Source organism: Desulfatitalea tepidiphila (genome assembly GCF_001293685.1).
GTDB lineage: Bacteria > Desulfobacterota > Desulfobacteria > Desulfobacterales > Desulfosarcinaceae > Desulfatitalea > Desulfatitalea tepidiphila.
The window spans coordinates 2,560,134-2,585,097 of the sequence record NZ_BCAG01000003.1 but is presented as its reverse complement, the minus strand read 5'-3'; the positions used below and the strand labels follow the sequence as shown (position 1 = coordinate 2,585,097).

The following is a 24,964-nucleotide window of genomic DNA, read 5'->3' as shown; positions in this document are numbered from 1 at the left end:
CGGCGAAGCGGTACCTGCTCGTGGCTACAAGCGGCTGCCGGCCGCTGCCTCGGCGTCCTGTTTTTCTTCATCATCATTGGGATTCCGTTTCATGTGACGCAGGGCATCGACGATGGTGGCGGGCATCTCGACGGATTCACGCGCCATCATCAGTCGGCATTGACGCAGAATGTGGTTCCGGATGCCCTTGCAGGTTTGCTCGGTTTGCCTGTGTTGCACGGCATTAAAGATGCCGACGTAACCGGCAAAGAGCGAGGCCTTGTCATTTTCGGGCAGTTGCCGTCCCAGAATCGTGGCGTTCTCCTGGCTGGCAATGCCTTCGTGCAGCAATACCATCAGGCGGTTTTTGCCGCCTTGGGCCAGGAGTTTGCGGAAGTGCTTGTCTTCGCGGATCATTTGCTCATGGATGTTATCGATGCTCGCACGACTCATGCGCATGAGGCACGCCTCGAGTCCTTCGATATCGGCAGGGGTGGCCATTTCCGCGGCGTGCATCCCGATGACCGGTTCTACCAGAAAGCGGACTTCCATCACCTCTCCAAGAGAGGCCCTGTGCTGCGCATCGGACATCTGGGAAACGAGCGGCAGGGGGATCTCCTTGCTGATGACATAATTGCCGCTGCCCGATCGGATCTCCACCACGCCATGGGCCTGGAGTTGACGCATGGCGCCACGCAGCGTGTTCCGACTCGTGCCCAGCTTTTCGGCCAGGCGCCTTTCGGATGGCAGTCGCGACCCGACCGGGTAGGCGTCTTCATGAATCAGCTGCATGATGCGCTGGTACGCTAATTGTTCTTTGTTGGATTCAGGCTCATTTTGCATTTTTTATCCTCATTGGTATTACCGATAGCGGATCTCGATTCTGAAAATCAACAAAAATTTGATCCAAATTAAAAAAACATGAAAAAATACAATAATTGGTAGAACCAAAAAACTTTTCAGACTGGGATCGATGTCGAATGTCGATGCGGGAAGATGCGGTGCGGATGTGTTGCGGGAAAACCACCCGTTCGTCAATGGCTCGCTCAGGCAAGTGAGGGTGATGGTTTCAATAGGCGCTGCGTTTTTTTTGAGCGGCGCGCCAATTCTTAAGAGCTTTGAGAAAAGGCGCATCATAGAGCGCGTACGTGTCCAGGTGGGCCGCGGAAAAATAGTTGTTATGCTCAGAGCAGAGAATGAGCACGCTCCGAATCACGCGGCGCTCGTAAAACGGCTTGGCGAAATAGGAGCGAATGCCGTGGGGAATAAACAAGGCCCAGTCGATCGCTTTGATGCTGGCAAAGGTGTTCTCCACGATCAGGTAATCCAGCTTGAATCGATCGATGTTCTCCGCAATGGTGCCTTCGTAGGCGTACGTGTCCCCCTGGGGAAGTGATTTAAATGGCCCGCCGGCGGTATAGACCACGACGCGGTTTTTTTTGGCGTAGATATCCGAGAAGATGATGGCATCGAAGCGATTTTCTCCCCATTGATCGTCCAGCATGATCTGCAGCGCGTGGGTGATGTTTTTCACTGGAGAGATTTTTTTGATGAGCCGCTGGCTTTGCAACCGCAGGGCCTCCTGGGCCGGGGTGGCCTCCTGGGACAGGTTGCTGGATCCATTCACCCCCTGTTCATTCACGTGGATGCCATGGATTGACACCCTGTATAAACGCCGTCCCTTTAAAAACAGCCGGCGCATGGTGACGTCCCCGGAAAAGACGGAGCGGTTCTTGCGACGGAACACCAGACGGCCTTCCCATTTTCGGGTGAAGGTCAACTCTTCGTAAATGCGCTGCACGAGCCGATCGCTATCTGGATCATAAATCTCCGAGAAGCCGAGGCCGTTAAATTCAACGGGTTTGTATTGAAAGGTGTCTCGGGCAGCGGCATTGTGCGCGGTAATGGTTTTTTCAAGCGGATCGATGAGCAGGGCGGGTGTCTCCGTTAGCTCGATCATGGCCTCCAGTTCCGCATCGCTTTCGCTGATCGCCTGAACGATGTGGGCGGTCTGGGTGGCTTCGAGCATATAGCCGATGTAGTAGCGCGGGGTTCTGGGGTTGGAAACGCCGGTCAGCTTGATCCAGCGGGCGGGGCCGCCGTCCGACTTGAGCCGAAACAGGGTGGCCGCCGTTTCCGCTTTGCGCACGCTCTGCATGAATTCTTCGATGAGGTAGATATCCTCTTCGACCACGACTTCACGTCGCAGTTCGCTGTTTTGCAGCAGAAGGCCCGAGTTGGCACCCAGGCCTTCGATGCGATAGGCGTTGAGATACTCGATCTTGTTTTTGACCAGATCGATGCGCCACAACAGCGCCGGAAAGGCGTTGATGAAATCGATCAACTCCTCGGTGCTCAGGTGGCCGATGGGAACGGTTTCGTGGTGTAGAACCATTTAAAATTCCGTATGCTTAAGCCGGTAGGGGCGAATTTCGAAACCTTTGCGAGACGGCCAACGGCGATCAGCGGTAGTCATAAAACCCCTTGCCGCTCTTTCTGCCGTAGAAGCCGGCCTTGACCATCTGCTTGAGCAGGGGCGGGGCGGCATATTTGGGATCCTTGAATTCGTCGAACATGATCCCGGTGATCGAATAGATGGTATCCAGGCCGATCATGTCCAGCAGGGTCAACGGCCCCATGGGATGACCGCAGCCGAGCACCATGCCCGTGTCGATGTCTTCACGCGTCGCCAGGCCGCTTTCGAAAGCGCGAATGGCATCGAGCAGATAGGGCACCAGCAGGAGGTTGACCACGAATCCGGCCCGGTCTTTGGCCTGAATGGCCGTCTTGCCCATGGCGGTGGCCAGCTCAGTGGCGATACGGGCCGCTTCCGGGCTGGATTGAATGGTGCTGATCACTTCCACGAGCTTCATGACCGGCACAGGGTTGAAAAAATGCATGCCCACGAAGCGGTCGGCGCGCTTGGTGGCGGTGGCAATCTCGATAATCTGGAGCGATGAGGTGTTGGAAGCAAATAGGGTGTGAGGTGGACAGAGCGCGTCCAGTTCGGCGAACAGCTTGCGCTTGATGTCGAGATTTTCGATAATGGCTTCTATAACGACGTCGCACCCGGACAGATCTTTGACCGAGGTGGTGCCGATGACACGGTTTCGCAAACCGTCTGCATCGGCCTGGGACATTTTGCCCTTATGGACAGACTTGGCCAGGTTGGCGTCCAAGGCTGCATAACCCTTTTCGATAAACACGTCGGATGCCTCCAGTACGTTCACCTGGTAACCGGCCTGGGCCGCTACCTGGGCGATGCCACCGCCCATCAGGCCAAATCCAGCCACGCCGATTCTCTTGATCTCCATGATGCACTCCTTTGCTGTTGGATTTTAAAAGCAACCCTCGGATCAGGCATTCGGTCGTATTGACCTATAATGGATATGGCGCCCGGTTTCAATGACTCGGTGGAATTCGGGTCTCTTTTTGCAGATGGCCTACCGCACGATGGAAAAGCCCAGCCGAAAGGCGTCATGGCGTTCGTTGTAGTGCAGCAAGGTTTCCGCATATCCGCTGAAATATTGGGCATGCAGATAGAGATTCACGCTTTGGGCCAGCAGCCGGGACATGGGATAGGTCAGGTCCAATTGCACCGTGGCCCCTTCGTCCGCCCACCACAGATGGGAGTTCAACGCCAGGCCCTCCGTGTCCACGATGCCGACCTCCAGATCGAAATAGCCGCGGTAATCCATGATGTCGTCATTGGTATTTTCGGAATTGTTGACATAGGTGAAAATTTTGGGCGCCACCTTGAGGTAGAAGGTGTCTACCAGATGGATTCCCAGGACGGGTCTCAGGTAGAGGTAGTTGGTGCTGCGGGAGTCGTCGCCGCTCTTGCCATTGGATTCGTGTTCGTACCCACCCTGAATGCCGAACGTGGTGATGCGTTTGATGTTCAGGTCGATATTGGAAATTTCGTAGAAGAGTTCCGGCATGTAGCTCGTATCTTCAAACGGTTTGGAGTCGTCTTTCAAATCCCATATGGAACGCTGGGTATAGGCGATGTGAAAACCGGACATCCATGGGGCGACTTCCGCAAGATAACCCTTGGGATTGAAGAGCCGGTACTTGAAACTGAATTGAAATTTGGTTTGGTCCAACCCGGGATCCACCCCCAGCAGGAAGTACATGGGCCTGTGAACGGACAAGTTCTCCAGGTACGACTGAACCAGCGCGTCGCCATTGTCGAGGGAGGTCGGTGCAACCGGGGTTGATGCGTCTGCAAGGGGCGAGACATCCTCGGGTGCCGAGGCGTCTGCGGGAGTCGCGGACACTGGCAGGAGGAGCGCTGCTGCGGACAGGGTACGCAGCCGCAGGCGAATCGTTTCCCGGGCATCGGTCGGGATCGCGACAGCATATTGCCATTTGGCATAGCCCCGTGCCGGAATTTTCTCGCCGTACGCGGTTGGTTCCTCTACCCGACGGGCTTCGCAACTGGCTTCCGTGTCTCCCCATTGGACGGTGCACGGCAATGAGGATGGTAGTTTCTGGACGATGGCCGTATCCGTCGGGTTGTGCAGGTAGAGATCCAGGATCACCGTGTCGCCGGCATGAATCTCTTCGTGGGATGTGGACAGCACGAGTTCCGGATCTCCTGCCCAGGCGGTGGAGGCGACCATCAACGCCACCACCACTACCTGGGCCAATGCGCATTGACGAAATTTGCCCATCATCGTTCCCTTTCTATTCTGCGCCGCCCCCTAAGACCGCGTAAAGACGCACCTGGTTGGCGAACTGGGTCAGACGGGTAGTGATGAGCCCCTGCTGCGCGGCGTAGAGCGAGCGTTGGGCGTCCAGCACGCCGAGGTAAATATCGGTGCCTTTTTCATAGCGGAGGTTGGAGATCCGGTAAGTGGCCTCGGTGGCTTCCAGCAGGGATTGCTGGGCCTTCAGACGATCTTCGAGCGTACCCGCCTGGGCCAGGGTGTCGGCGACCTCCCGGAAAGCCGATTGAACGGCACCCTCGTACCGCGTCACAGCCATCTCCCGCTCCACCTGGGTGACGGTCAGTGCGGCCCATGTACGTGGATCGAAGATCGGCAGGACGATGCGCGGAGAGAACATCCAGGTGCCCGACCCGGATTCGAACAGGCCGGACAGTTCGCTGCTGGCCGTGCCGACCGAGGTCGTCAGGGTGATGCGCGGAAACAATGCGGCCCGGGCCGCCCCGATGTTGGCGTTGGCTGCTTTGAGCAGATTCTCGGCCTGGAGAATGTCCGGGCGGGTAAGCAGCACTTCGGAGGACGTGCCGGGTGACAGCGGGCGCATCGGCGTCAGGCCGCTCAGCGCGGGGGGAGACAGGTCGGGCGGAACAGTCGACCCGACCAGCAGGTTCAGGGCGTTCTCATCCCGTGCCACCAGTTCGATGAAGCGGTAGAGGTCCACCCGGGCCGCATCCACGCGCGTTTGCACCTGGCGCAGATCCAGTTCAGGGACCAGGCCGACTTCGAACCTGCGCCGGATCAGGTCGTAGGCCCCCTGCTGGGAGGCGAGGGTCGCTTGGGCCAGTTCTAGATTTTCGCGGTCCGCGGCAAGGGTCAGGTAGGCATTGGCCACTTCCGACACCAGCAGGATCCGTGCACTGCGGCGGGCCTGTTCGGTGGCGAAGAACTCCTCCAAAGCGCTTTGGCTCAGGCTGCGGATACGGCCGAAGAAGTCCAGTTCCCAGGCGCTGATGCCGATGTCGGCACGGTACTCCTCGGCGGTCATTCTTTGGCCGGTACTTGAGAGATCGGCCGGTATGCGCTCTTTGTAGGCGGAGCCGGTGGCGTTGACACTGGGCAGCAGTTCGGCGCGTTGGATGCGGTAGTAAGCCCGGGCGCGTTCCACATTCAAGGCGGCCAGGCGCAGGTCACGGTTGTTCTCCAGGGCCAGGTCGATGATCTGCCGAAGGCCTTCATCGGCATAATAGTCGCGCCAGTGCAATTCCGCCGGCAGGGGCGCTCCGAGGGTGTCTTGTGCTTCTTGATACGCCGGACCCTGGGGCCACTGCTCGGGGATCGGGGCGTCCGGTCGCGAATATTCAGGGATCATGGTGCAGCCGGTGACGAGCAGGACCAGCGCGCACCCCATGGAAACCATCTTGATGTTCATATCAATGTCCCTCCACAGGCATCACGGTCTTCGAGGCGTTTTCCCCGGACCGGTCTGCCTTTTTGCCTTGGAACAGGCGTACCACCACCACGTAAAAGAGGGGAATGAAAAAGATCGCCAGGAAGGTGGAGGTGATCATGCCGCCGAGCACCCCGGTGCCGATGGCGGTCTGTGCCCCGGCGCCCGCGCCGCTGGCCAGTGCCAGGGGCAGTACGCCGAAACCGAAGGCCAGCGAGGTCATGACGATGGGGCGCAACCTCAACTTGGCGCCTTCCAGGGTGGCTTCTATCAGTCCCATCCCCTCCTTGATTTTGCCCATGGCGAACTGAACGATCAAAATGGCGTTCTTGGTGGTCAGTCCGAGCACGGTGAGCAGGCCGATCTGAAAATAGACGTCGTTGGGAAAACCCCGCAGCATGGAGGCCGCTACGCCGCCTATCACGCCCAGGGGCAGGGCCATCATGATCGAAATCGGTACGGTCCAGCTTTCGTAGAGGGCGGCCAGGCAGAGAAAAATCACGATCATGGAAAAGGCATAGAGCAGGCCGGTCTGGGATGTGGCCATGCGCTCCTGATAAGAGAGGCCGCTCCAGTCGAATCCAATGCCCTCGGGCAACTTGGCCGTAATCTCCTCCATGGCCTGCATGGCTTCACCCGTGCTTCTGCCCGGCGGCGCCTCGCCCTGGATGTTCATGGAGGGAAAGGCATTGAAACGTTCGAGTTTGGGCGATCCATAGGCCCAGTATCCGCTGGCGAAGGCGGTGAAAGGGGTCATGTCGCCGGCGCGGTTGCGCACATAGAGCCGTTCCAGATCGTTGGGCAGCATGCGATGGGGTGCATCGGCCTGCACATAGACCCGCTTGACTCGTCCACCCTGAATGAAGTCGTTGACGTAGGCGCTGCCGAAAGCCGCCGAGAGGGTGTTGTGGATGCTGTCGATGGGCACCCCCAAGGCTCCCGCTTTTTCCCAGTCCACATCGATGCGGTATTGGGCCACATCTTCCATGCCGTTGGGGCGCACGCGGGTGAGCCGGTCATCCTGGGCGGCCATGCCGAGCAGCTGGTTGCGGGCTTGCATCAATTTATCGTGTCCCAACCCGCCGCGATCCTGCAGTTGAAAATCGAAGCCGACCGCGGTGCCCAGCTCCGTGACCGCCGGCGGGGCGAAGGCAAACACCCTGGCGTTGCGGATCTGGGCGAAGCGCGCCATCGATCGATTGGCCAGGGCTTTGACTTTCAGTTCCGGCCGTTCGCGCAGTTCCCAGTCCTTGAGCCGGATCCAGCCCAGCCCCATGTTCTGCCCGTTCCCGGCAAAGCTCCGGCCGGAGAGGGTCATCACCGTGGCGACGACATCGCTCTCCTCATTTAACAAATAGTCGCGGACTTCGGCCATCACGGCTTCGGTCTGCTCCTCGGTGGAGCCCGACGGCAGCTGGGCCTGGACAAACATGAGCCCCTGGTCTTCGTCCGGCAGATAGGCGGTGGGCATGCGCTGGAACAGGAATGCCAGCACCGCCACGATCAGGACGTAAACCACCAGGTAGCGCAGCCTTCGGCCGAGGATTCGCTCGACGGCGGCCAGGTAACGCTCCCGGGCCAGGCCGAACAGGTGGTTGAAGCGGTAGAAAAAATAGTTGAAGAGATAGAATCTTCTGGCCAGGGGGTTTTTGTCGTCGGACGGCGCTTTGAGCAGGGAGGCACACAATACCGGGGTCAAGATGAGGGCCACCAGAACCGAAAGCAGCATGGCCGCGATGACGGTCACCGAAAACTGGCGGTAGATCACGCCCGTGGAGCCACCGAAGAAGGCCATGGGACCAAACACCGCAGAGAGCACCAGGCCGATGCCGATCAGGGCGCTGGTAATCTCGTCCATGGACTTGCGCGTCGCTTCCCTGGGCGATAGCCCCTCTTCGTGCATGACCCGCTCCACGTTCTCCACCACGACGATGGCGTCGTCCACCAGCAGGCCGATGGCCAGAACCATGGCGAACATGGTCAGCATGTTGATGGAGAATCCGAAAAAACCCAACACGGCGAAGGTGCCCAGGATGACCACGGGCACGGCCAGGGTGGGGATCAGCGTGGCGCGGATATTGCCCAGAAAGAGGTACATCACCAGAAACACCAGCAGGATCGCTTCGAAGAGGGTCTTGACCACCTCTTTGATGGCGACCTTGACGAAGGGAGTGGTGTCATAGGGATAGATGACCTTTACACCCGGCGGAAAGTATTCGGACAACTCCGCCATTTTGACCCGGATGGCGTCGGCCGTGTCCAGCGCGTTGGCGCCGGCGGCCTGGCGGACGGCCAGGGCGGCGTTCTCCTTGCCGTTGAACAGGGCATTGATGTCATAGCGCTCGGTGCCCAGTTCCGTTCGCGCCACATCCCGCACGCGCACGATCGAGCCATCCAGGTTGATGCGCAGCGGAATCGCGGCAAACTCCTCAGGGGTTTTGAGCAGGCTCTGAACGATGATCGATGCGTTCAAACGCTGGCCCTTGACGGCCGGGGTCGCGCCGAATTGACCCGCGGAAATCTCCACATTATAGGCCTGCAGCCCTGCGATGACGTCTGCGATGGTCAGCTTGTAATCGACCAGTTTGTCCGGGTTGAGCCAGATGCGCATGGCATATTGGGTGCCGAAGCTTTCCACTTCACCGACGCCCGGCACCCGCGCCAGGACTTTCTCAACGTTGGATTGGGCATAGTCCCGCAAATCGTTGCCATTCATGCTGCCGTCCTCTGAAATCAGGCCGATGACCATCAGGTAGTTGCGGGTGGACTTGCTCACCTTGACACCCTGGCGCTGGATCACGTCGGGCAGACTGGACATGGCCAGTTGCAGCTTGTTCTGGACCTGGGACCAGGCCAGGTCCGGGTCCGTACCGGGCGCAAAGGTCAATTCGATGCGGCCGGCGCCCGATCCATCGCTGGTGGCGGTCATATAGAGCAGTTTGTCGAATCCGGTCATCTTCTGTTCGATGATCTGGATCACGCTGTTTTCCACGGTTTCGGCCGAGGCACCCGGATAGAAGGCGTCGATGGCAATGGAGGGTGGGGCGATGGGCGGATACTGGGAAATCGGCAGGTTGTAGATTGCCAGTCCGCCGCCGAGCATCATGATGATGGCGATGACCCAGGCAAAAACCGGGCGATCCAGGAAGAATCTCGATAGCATGTTGGGACTCCTTTACTTCTTCGACCCCGCGGGTGCGCCGCTTGCGGCATTCGTTTCAGATTTCTCGCCGGTTTTGTCCATGGAAACAGGGGCCACTTTGGCACCGGGCCGGACGTTGAGCATCCCTTCGATGATCAGCCGGTCTCCGGCCGCCAAACCCGATGCGATCAGCCATCGGTCTCCGATGGCGCGATCGAGCGTCAACGCCCTCTGCTGGACCGTGTTGTCCGGGTCGACGATCAGTGCGACCGGTTCTCCCTTGGGCGTGCGGCTCACGCCCTGTTGGGGCACCAGCAGGGCCTGTGGGGCGATGCCTTCGCTGACGATCGCCCGCACGAACATGCCGGGCAGCAGGATATGGTCCGGATTGGGGACGATGATCCGCAGCGAGTAGGAGCCGGTCGTGGGGTCCACCGTCACATCGGAGAACTGTAAGGTGCCTTCCAGGGGATAGGGCGTGCCGTCTTCTAAGACGATGCGCACCTTCTTGCGGCTGGCCGCTTCGCTGCTGAGCAGCCCGGTTTCCAGGTTGCGCCTCAGGCGCAGCAGTTCGGCCGAGGATTGAACCACATCCACGTAGATGGGATCAAGCTGCTGCAACGTCGCCAGCGCCTGGGGTTGATAGGCGGTTACCAGGCTTCCGGTTTTGATATGACTGCGGCCGATGCGTCCTGAAAAGGGTGCGTTGACGCGGGTATACGCCAGGTCGATGCGCGCCGCTTCGACGGCCGCCTGCCAATACGCGATGTCGGCCTTGGCTTGTTCCAGGGCCGCGGCCGCATCGTCAACGTCCTGCTGGCTGACCGCCCTGTCGGCAATCAGTTCGCGGTAGCGTTCGGCCCTGGACTGGATCGATGGCAGATTGGCCTGGGCTTTGGCCAGTGACGCTTTGGCCGAATTGTACTTGACCTGGAAAAGAGCGGGATCGATCTGGTACAGCTGCTGGCCGGTTTTGACATCCGAGCCCTCTTTGAACAGCCGTTTCTGGATGATGCCGTTCACCTGGGGTCGGATATCGGCCACCTGGTAGGCGGAAGTGCGTCCGGGCAACTCGGTGGTCAACTCGACAGACTGCGGTTCAATGGTGACCGTGCCGACCTGCGGGACGGGCGGAGGTCCTGACTGGCGTCCTTTGTCCCGGTCACAACCGCACCAGACCATTGGCGCGGCGAACAGCAACAGAACGGCTATCCATTGCAGGGGTTCATTGCGATAGGTATTCAGTGCCATTTAACTTCTCCCGGAAAAGAATTAAAAGTTAGCGTGCGCCCGATTCCACCATCAACCCGCCATCCTGCCACAGGGAGTGGGTCACCCAGCCAAAATGGCTGAAATCCTCGGCCAGCTGCAGTCCGACCTGGGAATACGCCCGGTCTTTGGCATCCTCTATCCAGCGCAGCATCACGCTGATATCGGTGGGCAGATCCGAGCGAATCCAGAGCGCTGCGGCCGTCAAGGCCTGGGTTTTACCGTTGAAGGTCAGTTCCCGAGCCAGGGCCAGCGCATTTTTTTTGCTTGCCTCGTTGAAGGCACGGACGTGTATGATTTCGATCCACTGCATGGCATACCTCTTAATTGGAGCCGCCATTTCGGGGGCGGCCGATCTCGTCGTGCGACCGGTGAGCACCGGCCGAGCGGATAAGCCTATGCATGCGGGATGCCATTTTATATATCTATGAAATACAGAATGATATGAATGCAAGAGGTGAGGAAATGTCAAATTTAACCGATTTTTGATGTCATATTTGACATCCGTTTTAATATGTGTCAAATGTGACGATGTGGATCACCAACGAGGGAGGAAGCACGCCTGTGGACGATACTATCTTTTTCCGTGAAGCGACACTGAGGATCTGCAGCAGTTTGAATCTCGAGCGGGCGTTGACCCGGACCCTGGAATTTCTCCATGAGGTGTTACCGGCCGACGGCCTGCATATTGGTCTGTTCGATCCGGATTTGAACCTGATGCGTACCCTCGCTCATATCGTTCCGGATGGCTGGCCCCGGATACCGGAAACCATCGCCGTTCCCGAAGGCGCCATCGACCGGCTGATGACCGATTGGCGGGCCGAGGCCAAGTTCGGTGTGGTCAACGATCTGCGTACGATCGAGCCCGAAGTGACGCCCCTGGTACGCATGGTCTGGCCCGAGGACGTCTCGCTGCTGCATACCGACTTGGAGGTCGAACAGCGGCGCATCGGAAAACTCGTTCTGGCGGCCCGCGGCAGTCACCGCTATCATGAACGGCATGCCCGCATGATGAGCCGGCTCAACGAACCGTTTGCCATTGCCCTGGCCAACGGCCTGCAACATCAAGAGACCCTGCGGCTCAAAGAGATGCTCGAGGAAGACAACCGGTATCTGCACCGGGAGTTGCGCCACGCTTCGGGCGACACCATCGTGGGTGCCGATTTCGGGCTGAAAGGGGTCATGGAGATGATCTGCCAGGTGGCGCCCCTGGAAAGCCCGGTCTTGCTCCTGGGAGAAACCGGCACGGGCAAGGAGTTGCTGGCCAACGCCGTTCACACCGCCTCCCCGCGCAGAGACGGCCCGTTTGTGAAGGTCAACTGCGGCGGTTTGCCGGAGAGCCTGCTGGACAGCGAGCTGTTCGGCCACGAGAAGGGGGCGTTCACGGGGGCCGTTTCCCAGAAGCGCGGTCGGTTCGAGCGGGCCGACGGCGGTACGCTCTTTCTGGACGAAATCGGCGAGTTGCCACGCGAGGCGCAAGTCAAACTGTTGCGGGTGCTGCAGCACAAGGAGATCGAGCGCGTGGGCGGCACGGAGGTCCTGCCGGTGGATGTGCGCATCATCAGCGCCACCCATCGCAATCTGGAGGAGATGGTCCATCAGGGGCGGTTTCGTGAGGATTTGTGGTTCCGGCTCAATGTCTTTCCGATCATGATTCCGCCGTTGCGCCAGCGGCCCCAGGATATTCCCCCTCTTGTGGATCATCTGATCTCCAGAAAATGCCGTGAGATGAAGATCGCCAAAGATGTCCGGGTGCCGCCAGGCACCGTGGATACCCTCAAGCACTACCCCTGGCCCGGAAATGTGCGTGAACTGCAAAACTTGATCGAACGGTCCTTGATACAGGCCCAGGCCACGGCATCGAAGATACTGTCCCTCGACCTCAATCCCATCGCCGGTTTTCACCCCGAAAGGGGCACCCATACCCACTGGAGCGAAGAGGTTCTGCCCTTCGACGAAGCCGTGGCGCAGATGATCCGCAACGCATTGAAGCTGAGCAACGGCAAGGTGATCGGCGCCGGCGGCGCGGCCGAACGATTGGGTCTTCACCCGAGCACCTTGCGCGGGAAGATGCGCAAGCTCAATATCCGCCCTTCGCAGACGAAACGTGCGATCAAGTAGACAACACCCTACGAAAGGAGGCCCCCGGTCATGCGCTATGGTGCCATGAACGCTCCGTTTCGCCCCTTGCTGGATGAGGTGGCGGCGCTCGGTGAACTTGGATTCGACTATGTGGAGATCACCATGGATGCTCCCTATGCCCACTATGCGGTGATCCGGCAGCAAAGAAAGGCGCTGCAGCAGGCGCTGGAGCGATTCGGGATGGACCTGGTCTGCCATCTGCCCACGTTTGTTTCCACCGCGGACCTGACCGAAAGCATTCGGGAAGCTTCTATCCGGGAGACCATCGAATCCATGCAAACCGCCGCCGAGCTCCAGGCTCTCAAGGTGGTGCTGCATCCAAGTTTCATCCACGGGCTCGGCGCCATGATGAGGGATTTGGCGACCCAGCACGCTGCCGCCGCCATGGCGCGCCTGCTCGAAGAGGCCCATCGATTAGAGCTGACCGTGTGCGTGGAGAACATGTTTCCCAATTCGCTCTCCCTGGTTCGGCCTGAAGATTTCGATGAGGTTTTCAGGGACTTTCCCGGCGCACGCCTGACCCTGGACACCGGGCACGCCCATATCGGCCGCGGCACGGAGGGTATCCTGGCCTTTATCCATCGATTTTCGGAGCGGATCGGTCATGTCCATGCCAGTGACAATCGAGGCCGCGACGACGATCATCTGCCGATCGGTGCGGGAACCATTGATTTTGAGAAGGTGGTGTCGGCGTTGAAGAAGATCGGCTACGATCAAACGATGACGCTGGAGGTTTTTACGAAAGACAGGACGTACCTGAACATCAGCCGGCGCAAACTCGCTCAATTGTTTGAGGCCCACACGGTATAAAAAACAACATCCCCCTGTTGGACAGGGGGATGCTGTTTTTAAGCAGGCGTCGCAAAGAGAGGAGGGTGCGCTCTACTTGCGGTACCCAAAAAGAAGCCGCTACATCAACTCCTTTGGCGCTCGAGAATCAGGTTCAGGTCAGCATCAACGGGTGTGGGCGCATTCAGATAGAATCGTCGGTTCAGTACAGTGCATTCGTCGCAATGGGATGGCGCGTTTGAAACATCGATTTCAGCAGGCATTCCAGGTTGTGCTTACCGCTCAGTTCCGCTTCAGTTCCAGGTATCGCATTCGACCAGTATGACCGTTTCGGTTCAACTTCAGCTCAAATTCGGGGTATCGTCTGTCACTCTTAAAATTGTAGCGGCTCATTTTCTTGAGGTCTTGCAAGCGAAAGGCGTGCCATTATATCCATATTGATCCGAATAATCCATAACTAATTGAAAATAATTAATATAAATATTTATCAGGATTGGGTTTTGAAACCGGCTCGTCCGTGTGATGGGTCAAAAAGATCGGGCCAAAATGAACCATTGGACCATTTTGACCCGATTTGTGGCCCTTAATTGTCGTAGGATTTGAGCTTGCGTTTCAATGTAGAGAGAGATAGGCCCAGATGTTTTGCGGCCCGGCTCTTGTTGCCCCCGCACGCCTGAAGCGTCCTCGCGATGTGTTGCTGGATAACATTCTCCAGGGGCGTGATGTCGAGTGCAGTGGGGGGCGGTGTCGGTTTACAGATGACACCCAATGATCCCGGGTCAGCGGCGGATAGGAGTTCTGCCGGCCGGATGCCGTTGCCCTGGCGCAGGAGTGAGGCCCGCTCGATGATATTGCGAAGCTCGCGTACGTTTCCCGGCCAGGGGTAGGCCGCAAGCCTCCCGAGTTGTTCTTCTGACAAGTCCACCTCGCCGCCGCAGAAATTCGCTGTAAAATGGCGGGCGAGTGCAGGGAGGTCCTCGATATGCTGCCGCAGCGCGGGAACCTTGATGTGAATGACGGCCAATCGATAATATAAGTCTTCCCGAAATAGTTTTTCCTGAATGGCCTGGGTCAGGTCGCGGTTGGTCAAGGCGATGATACGCACATCGACGTGGATGGGATGGGCGCTGCCGATTCGACGGACCTGCTTTTCTTCGAGCACAGACAGCAGTTTGCTCTGGAGGTGGTAGGGGATATCGCCGATTTCGTCCAAAACCAGGGTGCCGCCGTCCGCAAGTTCGAAAATGCCTTCCCGACGGGTATCCGCACCGGTAAAGGTCCCTTTTTCATATCCAAAATATTCCGATTCGATCAGATTCTCGGGAATCGCCGAGCAATTGATAGTCAGATAGGGCTCCCGCCGGCCTTGACGCCGATGGATCTCCCTGGCGATCAAGTTTTTACCGACCCCGGTTTCGCCGGTGACCAACACTGCTGCATCCGATGCGGCCGCCAGTTTGATCTGGCCGCGCAGCTGCGCAATCGCATCTGAATGACCGATGAGTTTCGTTTCGGTCCGTTTGCGTTTGTTTTCGTATTCCTGAACCTTTATTTTGCCTTCGAGCTTGAGGCTCTTGGCGGCCATCTGGATGGATATGAGCAGCTCTTCCAGGGAAAACGGCTTGGGCAGATAGTTGAACGCACCGCTCTGCATGGCGTCCACCGCGTATGGAATGGAAGCATGGGCCGTAATGAAGATGACTTTTACGAAAGGGTCAAGGTCCAATATCTCCCGGCAGATGTCGAGCCCGTTTTTGTCGGGCAGTTCCTGGTCCAGCAACACGATCGGCGGGTGATACATCTCAAAGTGTTTCAGGCCGGTTTTGCCATCCTGGGCGACGATGACGTGGTAGGATTGAAGTCCTAAAAATTCGGACAACGATTCAGTGACAAAATGGTCGTCGTCAATGATCAAAATGGTCGATTTGGATGTCATACCCTTCGCCATCCGTGACCGGGCAACGTTTCAGGTGGTCAACGGTTCCCGATGATCAAGATTCGAGCGGCACCAGGAGCAATGGTTTTCTGCTCTTGCGCATGACGCCTTTTTCGGCACGGCCCGCCAGCGCCTTCAGGATAGATCCTTTTTTATGATATCCCATGGCGATCAGGTCGCAATCGAACGTCTCGGCGACCTCCACAATTTTTTCGGCCGGATTTCCATACAGCACATGGATGGCATCGATGGTGATCTGCTGGTCCGGGCCCGTGATTTGATCCGAAGCCTTTCCATAGTGTTCGCGCATGGCATTCTGAATGATCGGCAGGGACTTCTGTTTTCCGATGAGCACGTTTTTAGCCACCTCCTGGCCCTCTTTACGGATACGTTCATACGTCTCGCTGTCGATCAGGTAGCTCACCCTCTTCTGGTTGTCGGAGGCGGCATTGTCGATGACGTGCAGCAACACAATGGAGGCCCCGGTTTGAAAGGCCAGTCCTACCGTTTGTTGAAAAACTTCGACCGAATCCTCGGAAAGATCTGAGGTAAATAGAATTTTTTTGATTTTCTGAACCATGGCAGCGTTCCTTTTGTATGGGAGTTGATTGTTCTACTCGAGATCGCGATGCTGGTATTCAACAGCGCTGAACATGACCCTTCAGCGGGATTTAATAGAAAGCCATATTAATCATCCGTAATGCGGGGATCAAGGATTTAATTCAGGATAGATCATCCTCGCCAAACCAAACCTTTTTATGGTAGGCCAAAACAAATCGAGACGTTTCCAAAGACCGATGGATAAGAGGGAAAGACGTCATGAGCGAATCGTCACCAGAAATGGACAACAGCGACACAACCATTGTCAGCACGGGTTGCTGTCATGATTGCGGCGGCCGTTGCATTCTCAAAGCGCATGTCAAAGCCGGCAAAATCATCCGGTTCGAATCCGATACCGGCAAAGCGCCCCAGATTCGAGCCTGCGCGCGCGGGCGGGCCTATCGGCAGAGGCTTTATTCGCCGCAACGACTACAGTACCCCCTGCGCCGCGTCGGCGCCCGGGGTTCGGGCAAGTTTGAAAGGCTGAGCTGGGACGAAGCCCTCGATGTAGTGGCCACCCACCTCAAACGCATCAAAACAATTTACGGCAACAGCGCCATTCTTTTTTTGCCCGGGGCGGGCAACCAGGGCATGCTACACGGGCCAACTGCGCCGGGTTTGCTGCTTACCCAGTTCGGCGGGTTTACCCGCTATTGGGGTATCCCCTCCTATGAAGGGGCCCTGTTCGCCTCTATGGCCACCTATGGCACCATCCGCACCGGACACTCCCGCGACGACCTGATGAACTCGCGAATGATCATCATGTGGGGGTGGAACCCGGCCAACACCATCTGGGACCCGGAAACAAACCTGTGGCTGGCCAGGGCCCGGGAAAACGGCACCCGGATTGTGGCCGTCGATCCGCGCTACACCGATTCGGCGGCGACCTTCGCCGACCAGTGGATTCCCATACGGCCAGGTACGGACGCAGCCATGCTGGCCGCCATGGCCCATGTGATGATCAGCGAATCGTTGTTTGACCGAAATTTTATCGCAAAATACACCGTGGGATTCGATGCCTATAAAGATTATGTATTGGGCAAGTGTGACGGGACCGCCAAGACCCCACGGTGGGCCGAGCCGATCACCCGGGTACCGGCACAAACGATCGCCGATCTGGCCCGGGCCTACGCGAAATCCAAACCCTCCGCTCTCATTGCAGGGTGGGGGCCGGCCCGAACGGCCATCGGCGAACAATACGCGCGCGGCGCCGCGGTGTTGTGCGCCATCACCGGCAACATCGGCATCAACGGCGGATACGCTTCCGGGTTCATGCGTGCTTATTCCAGCCGGGAAACCGGCCACCTGATAAAAAAAGACCCCTCCAGGCAGATTGACAAGTCCAAGGGCATTCCTTCGTCCAATCCGGTGGAAAACGGCGCTCTGCCCAGGCCCAACAGCCTCTACAAGTTGAGTGGCGGCACCAACGCCACCAGCGCCCGGATTCACCAGAGCAAGATCTGGGATGCCATCCTGCGCGGCCGGGCCGGTGGTTACCCGGCCGACCTGAAGATGGCCTACATCGTGGCCAGCAATTGCCTCAACCAGTATCCCAACAGCAATCGCGGCGCCCAGGCCTTGAAATCCCTGGAGTTCGTGGTGGTGCACGAGCAGTTCATGACGGCCACTGCCCGGCATGCCGATATCGTGCTGCCGGTCAACACTTTCATGGAGCGCAACGACATCGCACCGCCCTGGCTCGGCTCGCCCTATTACATCTACCTTAACAAGGCCGTCGATTCTCTGTACGAGTCCAAATCCGATCTTGAAATCTGTCGGGAGCTGGCACCGCGCCTGGGTCTTTCTGCCGATTTTTTCAAGATGTCCGACGAGGATATTTTGCGAATGTTCGCATCACGGCGCAAGGATATCCCGGATTTTGACACCATGCAGCGCGAAGGTGGCCTGAAAATCGAGATGGCCGAACCAATCGTGGCGTTCAAGGATCAGGTCCGGGATCCGCAAAACAAATCGTTTCCCACCCTGTCCGGAAAGATCGAAATCGACTGCGCCCTTCTGGCCGAAATGGATAATGCACGCATTCCCGCGGTACCGAAGTACCTCGGCCACAGTGAACACTATGACACCCCACTGGCCCAAACGTACCCGCTGCAGTTGCTCACTACCCATTCCAAGATCCGTACCCATTCGACCCTCGAACAGGTACCCTGGCTCCAGGCGCTGGAGTGCCAAGGGGCTTGGATTCACCCCTCAGACGCCCAGTGTAGAGGGATTACCGACGGCGACCGGATCGATATTTTCAACGACCGCGGCCGAATTCGGGTCAACGCCTATGTAACCGAGCGCATCATGCCGGGGGTGGTCAATGTCTGCCAGGGGGCTTGGTACGCGCCGGACGATGATGGGGTGGACATCGGCGGATGCGCCAACACCCTCACACTGGACGAGCCCTCGCCGGGCGGCGCCTTCCCCATGAACAGTGCCCTGGTGCAGGTGGAACGTACCCAGCAGAATCAACAGGAGAAATCGTCATGACCCAGATGGGAATCTATTTCGATCAGACCCGCTGCACCGGTTGCTACACCTGCATGGTGGCCTGTAAGGATTGGTACGACATCGACGCCGGGCCGGTGAATCTGATGCGGGTGCGTTGCATCGAAAGCGGCACCTTTCCGGAATTGTTCGCCGCATATCTGGCCTCGCCTTGCTACCATTGCGCGAACCCGCTTTGCGTCCAGGCCTGTCCTGAGGGTGCCATCACCAAACGGGAAGACGATGGTATCGTCGTGGTGGATCGTGACAAGTGTGTCGGCGTGGATCAGTGCCCCCGAAAGTGCTTGAAGGCCTGTCCGTGGCATGCACCTCAGTTCGGCCCCGAAGCCGGGGCCAAAATGCAGAAGTGCGACCTGTGCGCCGATCGATTGGAAGTGGGACAAGCACCGATCTGTGTGGAAGCCTGCCCCATGTTCGCCTTGGAGGTGGGGCCGATAGAGGCGCTGAGAGAAAAATACGGCGACAACCTGACGGCCGTTGGCTTCAAGTATTTAAAGCGTTTCGAACCGTCAGCGTGCTTTAAACCCAAATCCGATTGTTGAGATGGCTGGTGAATGCTTGATTTTGAGACAGTGAGAATAAAATTTAAAAGCTGAATTTAAATGGTTTTCCCCAGGAGGCACGACGTGGCCAAAAAGTATGTGAGCAGGCGTAACATTGAATTCATGCTGTACGAGGTGTTCGACATCGAATCCCTGACCCGGTTGCCTTATTACAGCGCCCACAACAAAAAGTTGTTCGACATGACTCTGGATGCGGCTATGAAGCTGGGCAAGGATCTATTATATCCCCATTTCGAGGAGATGGATCGCAAGGCGCCTTTTCTGGAAAATGGCAAGGTGCGGGTCCATCCTTCTGTGAGAAAGGTCATGGCGCAGTTCGGAGAAGGCGGCTGGATCGCGGCCAAATTCGAGGAGCGGTTCGGAGGCGCTCAACTGCCCTATTTGATCGCCGACGCATGCCAATTCATATTCACGGCCGCCAACTATTCATCCAGCGTGTTCCCTGGACTCACCGCCAAGGCCGCACGTCTGATCACCTCCTTCGGCAGTCAGGAGCTGATCGATACCTACGTGGAGAAGATGTTGAATGGCGAATGGCAAGGCACCATGGCGCTGACCGAGCCCCAGGCCGGAAGTTCGCTGGCAGACATCACCACCACGGCCTATCCCACCGATAAAGGCTACTACCACATCAAAGGGCAGAAGATCTTCATCTCGGCCGGCGATCATGACGGCGTGGATAACGTCGTGCATCTGATGCTCGCCAAGATCGACGGAGCCCCGGCCGGCGTCAAGGGCATCTCCTTGTTCGTCGTCCCCAATCAACGACCGTCCGAGTCCGGCGGCTTGACACCCAATGACGTGACCGTGACCCAGATCTATCATAAGATGGGATACCGTGGCGCGCCCATCACCGAGCTGAGCATCGGAGAAAAGAACGCCTGCCGGGGCTTCCTGGTGGGCAAACCCCACAACGGCCTGGCCTACATGTTCCAGATGATGAACGGTTCCCGGTTGAGCGTCGGAATGGCCGCCATCGGCATCTCGTCGGCCGCCTATTACGCGGCCCTGGAATATGCCCGCGAACGGCCTCAGGGCCGTTTGGTGTCCGATCCGACCACACCCCAGGTGCCGATTATCGAGCATGCCGACATCCGGCGTCTGCTTCTCTATCAGCGTTCGTTTGTGGAAGGCGCCTTTTCGCTCTCCATGCAGTGCTGCCGCTATGCCGACGTGGAAACGGCCGCAGACGGAGAAGAAAAAGAGCGCGCCGCCCTGCTGCTGGATCTTCTGATTCCGGTGGCCAAGAGCTATCCGGCGGAAACCAGCGTTCGTTCAACCAGTCAGGCGATTCAGTGTTTCGGTGGATATGGCTACTGCGAGGACTTTCCGGTCGAGCAGCATTTCCGGGACACGCGCATCCACACCCTTCACGAGGGCACCACCGGCATCCAAGGCATGGATATCCTGGGCCGCAAGGTGCGCATGAAAGAGGGGCGGGCCTTCACGCTGTACCTCGAAGAGGTGCGCAAGACCATTGCGGCCGCAACGGCGTTCGATGCGCTCAAGCCTTATGCCGATCGATTGTCTGCCGCCATCGCGGAGCTCGAAACGATTACCGCCGATTTGAAAGCATTGGGGCAGGAAAAGGGCACCCGGGTGATGCTGGCCGACGCTACCGTTTACCTAGATTATTTCTCGCTGATCACCATCGCCTGGCAATGGCTGCTCCAATCCATCGCGGCGGTCAAAGGGCTGGCCGGGAATCCATCCAAAGCCAATGCGAATTTCTACCAGGGCAAATTGCAGACCGCACGTTACTTCTTTCACTACGAACTGCCCAAGGCGGGCGCTTTGGCCAAGCGCCTGGCCGAGCGGGAGACGATTACCCTGGAGATGGAGAAAACCTACTTTCTGGATTGAAAACCCCGGGTGAATCGGGAGCATGCAGGAAAACTTTCCACTTACGCGAAACGCTTATCGGCTTTTGTTTGTCGCGGCCCATCTGTCAGCCTGCGGCGTGGCTTTCTGGCTGCACATGCAGCATTATCCCTTGGGCCACTCCCTCTATTACTGGTGGTTCGCCCCCTTGGATCTGGCCGCCATCCTGCTGGTCACCCCGCTTTATCTTTCCGCCAGCCGGGCCAGGCTGGGGTATTGTGTCAACGGGTTGATTTCAGGCCTGGAGGCCCTCGCACTGGTCTATTTCGGCCTGGCCCAGCTGGAGCTCCCGTTCGCATCCTTTGGCACGGCATCTGCCGCCTGGGTCGGCGTTGCACTGATCTTCGTCCGTTTGATTGTCGGCCGTACCATTGTCGTCCATTCGCCGGCGTTGCCACCACCCGCCAGGGGATGTGTGTCATGAGTGGCGCTCATCGACTACCCGCGCCGGGCCGGCGGCGTTTGCTGGCGTCGGTGGCGCTTCTGGGGTTTGTATGGACGGCCGTTTGGGTCTGCTCGCTGCCGTGGCGATACCCCTCCTCGACGCTGTTTTACAAGTTCGGTGTCGACCGGGGCATGCTGCTGGCCGGCAAGAGCGCAGGAATGGCCGCCGGTTGCATGCTGCTTTTTCAACTGATCACCGTGGCGCGCATGCCCGGGTTGACGCGTGTCGTCTCCCAGGACCGGCTGGTCACCCTGCACCGAAGGAGCGGTTGGCTGCTGGTGTCACTGGCGATGCTTCATCCCCTGCTGGTTTTTGCCACGGAAGATCTGGCGGCCATTCCGGTTTCCTTCGATTACTGGCCGGAAATCGTCGGCGCGGGCCTGCTGGTTCTGCTGTCGGCCACGGCCCTGTTGACCCAGGCCCGGGATTTCGGTGGGATCCCCCATGGGTATTGGAAGGTGGGCCATCGTTTCACCGCGTTGGCCGTGGCCGTGCTGCTCGTCGTTCACCTCTTGTTCGTCAACGATGGCTATGGCGCCGGTCCACCGCGCCAGGTCGTTGTGGCCGGGGCTGCCATCATTGGCTTGCTCTGGGCCTGGATCGCCTTACGTCCGTTGCGGCGACCTCATCCCCACCGGGTCGACAAAGTCCTCGAGGCCGGCAAGGATGCGGTCACCCTCGTCTTGAGGCCCGTGAACGGGAGCCCGTTGGCCCACCTGCCGGGGCAATTCGTCTACATCCGCATTCGATCCGAGGCGCTTTCCGCCGAAGAACATCCATTTACCATCGCCTCCCAACCCGTCCGGCCCGAAGGTCTGTGGCTGACCATTCGCTGCTCCGGGGATTGGACTCGCCGCGTCGGGCGCGTCCGTTCGGGTGACCTCGTTTTTGTACAGGGGCCGCACGGATGTTTCAGTCCGGACGCCTACGATCCGGCCGAACGCCTGGTGTTCATTGCCGGCGGCGTGGGGATCACCCCCATGCTGAGCATTCTGCGCGCGCTGGCCGATAGGGGCGACACGCGCAGGATCAGGCTGATCTGGAGCAATCGCACCCGGGCGGACCGGGTCCACCCCGATATGATCAAAAATCTCGACCGATCCTTGCCCGGATTGCAAACCACACATATCTTCACCCGTCAAGCGGAGGCGGGATGTCGGCCGGAAGGGATCACGCCGGAACGCCTTGAAGAACTGGTGGGGCCCTATCAGGTCGGCACTCTTGTGTTCTTATGCGGCCCATCCGAATTCATGAGACGCATCAAGGACCTGTTGTTACGTCTCGGATATCCTCGTCACACCATAAAGACAGAAACCTTCAGAATGTAGACGGCCGGAAAGCGGCCGGACAGGAGGTTCATTTACCGAATTCAAAAAGGAGGTCACTCATGAAACGTTATACAGCTTTGATGATCCTGGCGTTGTGTGCCATGACCGCCGTGGGGTTCCCCCAGGCGGCGCAGGCAGTCGAATGGCGCTTCGATATGGCCCATTCGGGCATCTATTTTGACATTCAGCACATCTATTCCACGGTGCGCGGTCGTTTCGCGGACTTTTCGGGGACCTTCATTTTCGACCCCAACGATCTGGCGGCAAGCCGCATCGAAGTGGTCGTTCAGACCCAGAGCGTCGATACGCAAATCACGAAACGGGACAACCACTTGCGCTCCAAGGATTTTTTCGCGGTGAGCGACTATCCGACCATGACGTTCACAAGCAAGGCGATCAAGCACGCGGGTGGCAACCAGTACCGCATGGTCGGGGATCTGACCGTCAAGGATGTGACCCGCGAGATCGAGGTGCCTTTCGTGTTCCATGGGATCAAGGAGAGCCCCATGCAAAAAGGGCAGCAAGTCGCCGGATTTGACGCGCGATTGACCATCGACCGTCTGGCATACCATGTGGGCGACGGTCGGTTCGTGAAAATGGGAGTGGTCGGCAAGGATGTGGCGGTGACGATATCACTGGAGATGATCAGCGATAAATAATGCCCGTCCACAATTGGTCGATGGGCCTTGGTGTCGGGGTCTCCTGAAAAGGAGGTGGGCAAGACCCACCATGGGTCTTGCCCGCAAGGAAGAGGATGAAGGTGTATGAAAAAGTTAGCTTCCGTCGATTATTGAAGCAAACTTTGTGCCACTATTTTTGCAAAAATTTTAGCAAATATATCCAAATGGTTGTATATTGATCTGGATATTAGACCAAGGACTTCGGTCAAAAATCGTCAGAATCCCGACACATTTTGGCAGGCGTTCAGGTTGCCATGGCGTGAGGAGGCCAAGGATGAAGGTCCAATTGCCGCAGTTGCTCTGGTATGGAAACACGACCCTGGAGATCGATCTGCCCGATGACTGGGATGTGGAGTTCTGCCCCATGCGCGGCGCCCAACGGCCGCCTTTGACGTTGGCGCAAATGGAGGCCGCGATTTTTGACCCCATCGATTCGCCGCCGATTCGCCGGATTGCCCGCGGCAAACGCTCGGCGGTGATTGTCTTCGATGACATGACCCGGCCGACCCAGACCTATGAACTGGCCCCGATCGTATTGAAAGAGTTGGAAGCGGCCGGAATCGAGGCAGATGCCATCACCTTCGTGTGCGCCCTCGGCACCCACGGCGCCCTGACCCAGCATGAACTGCGCAAGAAGCTCGGCACAACCATCGTGGAACGCTATCGTGTCTTTAACCACAATCCCTATGAAAATTGCATATCCCTGGGCACGACCCGTTACGGCACCCCAGTGATGATCAACCGGGAGGTGATGTCGGCCGAGGTCAAGATCGGCATCGGTTGCGTGACGGCGCATGCCCAGACCGGTTTTTCGGGGGGTGGCAAACTGCTCTTGCCCGGCGTGGCCCACATCGATGCCATCACCCATTACCACCTGGACGTGGTGCGTCAGGCGCCCGAAACCACCGGGTTGGGCAAATTCGAAAACAACATCATGCGTGCCAACATCGCCGAAGCGGCGCGCATGGTCGGGCTGGATTTCAAGATCGAGGTACTTTTCAACGGCCGCGGTCTGATCACCGACGTATTTGCCGGCCGTCTGGAGAGTGCCTTCGCCAGGGCCGTGGAGACGGCCAAAGCGCATTACGCCACCGATCCACGGCCGCGGGGCAAACGTCTGGTCGTCGCCAACGCCTTTGCCAAGGCCAACGAAATGACCATCGCCGCAGGGGTGGGCATGCGGGCACTGGCCGATTTGTCGGGCACCGTGGTGGTCATCGCCAATGCCCCCGAAGGTCAGGTGGTCCACTATCTGCTGGGACGTTTCGGTCGCGATTACGGCGGGCGGCAATACCCTGTGACCACTATACCGCCGGGCGTCGATCTGGTGATCATGGCGTCTCACCTGGACAAGACCTTCGGCGATTGGTTCGCCAATCCGGAGGCGATTACCTGGACCCGTAATTGGAAGCAAACCCGGGACCTGCTGCAGCCCAGATTCGGCCCCGGCACGCCGGTGGCGGTGATTCCCAATGCGACCATGCAATATTTCGATCGATGAAGCGCGCCAGGCGGCAATGGTGCCGTGGGTGTGTCAGTACAACCTGATCCAGTGTCCGTCCACAAATAGGCAAATTGG

General features: G+C 58.2%; 19 protein-coding genes. 9 read left to right on the top strand and 10 right to left on the bottom strand.

The window, feature by feature from the left end; translation table 11 throughout:
• Positions 1–24: 24 nt before the first annotated feature.
• The 8 genes from DFT_RS27020 to DFT_RS16010 all read right to left on the bottom strand — a co-directional run bounded on the left by DFT_RS27020 (position 25) and on the right by DFT_RS16010 (position 10,820).
• A complete protein-coding gene (locus tag DFT_RS27020) occupies positions 25–822 on the bottom strand; it encodes a FadR/GntR family transcriptional regulator (RefSeq protein WP_054032157.1) in 798 nt (265 codons plus the stop codon).
• 226 nt (positions 823–1,048) lie between these two features.
• A complete protein-coding gene (locus tag DFT_RS16040; protein WP_054032156.1) occupies positions 1,049–2,374 on the bottom strand; it encodes a PAS domain-containing protein in 1,326 nt (441 codons plus the stop codon).
• Between the two features lie 67 nt (positions 2,375–2,441).
• Entirely contained in the window at positions 2,442–3,293 is an 852-nt protein-coding gene (locus DFT_RS16035) for a 3-hydroxyacyl-CoA dehydrogenase family protein (protein WP_054032155.1), read from the bottom strand.
• A gap of 129 nt (positions 3,294–3,422) precedes the next feature.
• Positions 3,423–4,655 carry a phospholipase A gene (locus DFT_RS16030; RefSeq protein ID WP_054032154.1) on the bottom strand — a complete coding sequence of 411 codons (1,233 nt, stop codon included), beginning with the start codon at positions 4,653–4,655 and terminating at the stop codon, positions 3,423–3,425.
• A gap of 13 nt (positions 4,656–4,668) precedes the next feature.
• A complete protein-coding gene (locus DFT_RS16025) occupies positions 4,669–6,078 on the bottom strand; it encodes an efflux transporter outer membrane subunit (RefSeq protein WP_054032153.1) in 1,410 nt (469 codons plus the stop codon).
• A 1-nt stretch (position 6,079) separates the two neighbouring features.
• Positions 6,080–9,259, bottom strand: a complete 3,180-nt coding sequence (locus tag DFT_RS16020; protein ID WP_054032152.1) for an efflux RND transporter permease subunit — start codon at positions 9,257–9,259, stop codon at positions 6,080–6,082.
• A gap of 12 nt (positions 9,260–9,271) precedes the next feature.
• Positions 9,272–10,489 (bottom strand): efflux RND transporter periplasmic adaptor subunit, encoded by a 1,218-nt coding sequence (locus tag DFT_RS16015; protein ID WP_054032151.1) that lies wholly within the window; start codon positions 10,487–10,489, stop codon positions 9,272–9,274.
• A 28-nt stretch (positions 10,490–10,517) separates the two neighbouring features.
• The gene (locus tag DFT_RS16010; protein ID WP_054032150.1) at positions 10,518–10,820 is read right to left on the bottom strand and encodes a hypothetical protein; all 303 of its coding nucleotides are present in this window, start codon (positions 10,818–10,820) and stop codon (positions 10,518–10,520) included.
• Between the two features lie 251 nt (positions 10,821–11,071).
• Here DFT_RS16010 and DFT_RS16005 point away from each other — a divergent pair, with 251 nt between their 5' ends.
• Together DFT_RS16005 and DFT_RS16000 are read left to right on the top strand one after the other, a co-directional pair.
• Positions 11,072–12,628 carry a sigma-54 interaction domain-containing protein gene (locus DFT_RS16005; RefSeq protein WP_235506245.1) on the top strand — a complete coding sequence of 519 codons (1,557 nt, stop codon included), beginning with the start codon at positions 11,072–11,074 and terminating at the stop codon, positions 12,626–12,628.
• Between the two features lie 30 nt (positions 12,629–12,658).
• On the top strand, positions 12,659–13,459 hold the full coding sequence (locus DFT_RS16000) for a sugar phosphate isomerase/epimerase family protein (protein WP_054032148.1): 801 nt from the start codon (positions 12,659–12,661) through the stop codon (positions 13,457–13,459).
• A gap of 562 nt (positions 13,460–14,021) precedes the next feature.
• On the opposite strand, the gene DFT_RS15995 is transcribed toward DFT_RS16000, so the two are convergent.
• Both DFT_RS15995 and DFT_RS15990 read right to left on the bottom strand, forming a co-directional pair.
• On the bottom strand, positions 14,022–15,374 hold the full coding sequence (locus tag DFT_RS15995; RefSeq protein WP_054032147.1) for a sigma-54-dependent transcriptional regulator: 1,353 nt from the start codon (positions 15,372–15,374) through the stop codon (positions 14,022–14,024).
• Between the two features lie 55 nt (positions 15,375–15,429).
• Positions 15,430–15,954, bottom strand: coding sequence for a universal stress protein (locus tag DFT_RS15990; RefSeq protein WP_054032146.1), 525 nt, complete (start codon positions 15,952–15,954; stop codon positions 15,430–15,432).
• A 239-nt stretch (positions 15,955–16,193) separates the two neighbouring features.
• On the opposite strand from DFT_RS15990, the gene DFT_RS15985 reads away from it, so the two are divergent.
• From DFT_RS15985 to DFT_RS15955, 7 genes are all read left to right on the top strand, one after another.
• Positions 16,194–18,470, top strand: a complete 2,277-nt coding sequence (locus tag DFT_RS15985) for a molybdopterin-dependent oxidoreductase (RefSeq protein ID WP_076750592.1) — start codon at positions 16,194–16,196, stop codon at positions 18,468–18,470.
• The gene (locus DFT_RS15980; protein WP_054032144.1) at positions 18,467–19,030 is read left to right on the top strand and encodes a 4Fe-4S dicluster domain-containing protein; all 564 of its coding nucleotides are present in this window, start codon (positions 18,467–18,469) and stop codon (positions 19,028–19,030) included. The genes DFT_RS15985 and DFT_RS15980 overlap by 4 nt, the downstream gene beginning before the upstream one ends.
• A gap of 84 nt (positions 19,031–19,114) precedes the next feature.
• Positions 19,115–20,914, top strand: coding sequence for an acyl-CoA dehydrogenase (locus DFT_RS15975; protein WP_054032143.1), 1,800 nt, complete (start codon positions 19,115–19,117; stop codon positions 20,912–20,914).
• 22 nt (positions 20,915–20,936) lie between these two features.
• Positions 20,937–21,356: a hypothetical protein gene (locus DFT_RS15970; protein WP_054032142.1), complete on the top strand. Its 420-nt coding sequence runs from the start codon at positions 20,937–20,939 to the stop codon at positions 21,354–21,356.
• Complete coding sequence (locus tag DFT_RS15965) at positions 21,353–22,705, top strand: ferredoxin reductase family protein (RefSeq protein ID WP_054032141.1); 1,353 nt, start codon at positions 21,353–21,355, stop codon at positions 22,703–22,705. Before DFT_RS15970 ends, DFT_RS15965 begins: the two co-directional genes overlap by 4 nt.
• Positions 22,706–22,764: 59 nt before the next feature.
• Complete coding sequence (locus DFT_RS15960; protein ID WP_054032140.1) at positions 22,765–23,364, top strand: YceI family protein; 600 nt, start codon at positions 22,765–22,767, stop codon at positions 23,362–23,364.
• A gap of 295 nt (positions 23,365–23,659) precedes the next feature.
• On the top strand, positions 23,660–24,886 hold the full coding sequence (locus DFT_RS15955; protein WP_054032139.1) for a lactate racemase domain-containing protein: 1,227 nt from the start codon (positions 23,660–23,662) through the stop codon (positions 24,884–24,886).
• Positions 24,887–24,964 lie beyond the last annotated feature (78 nt).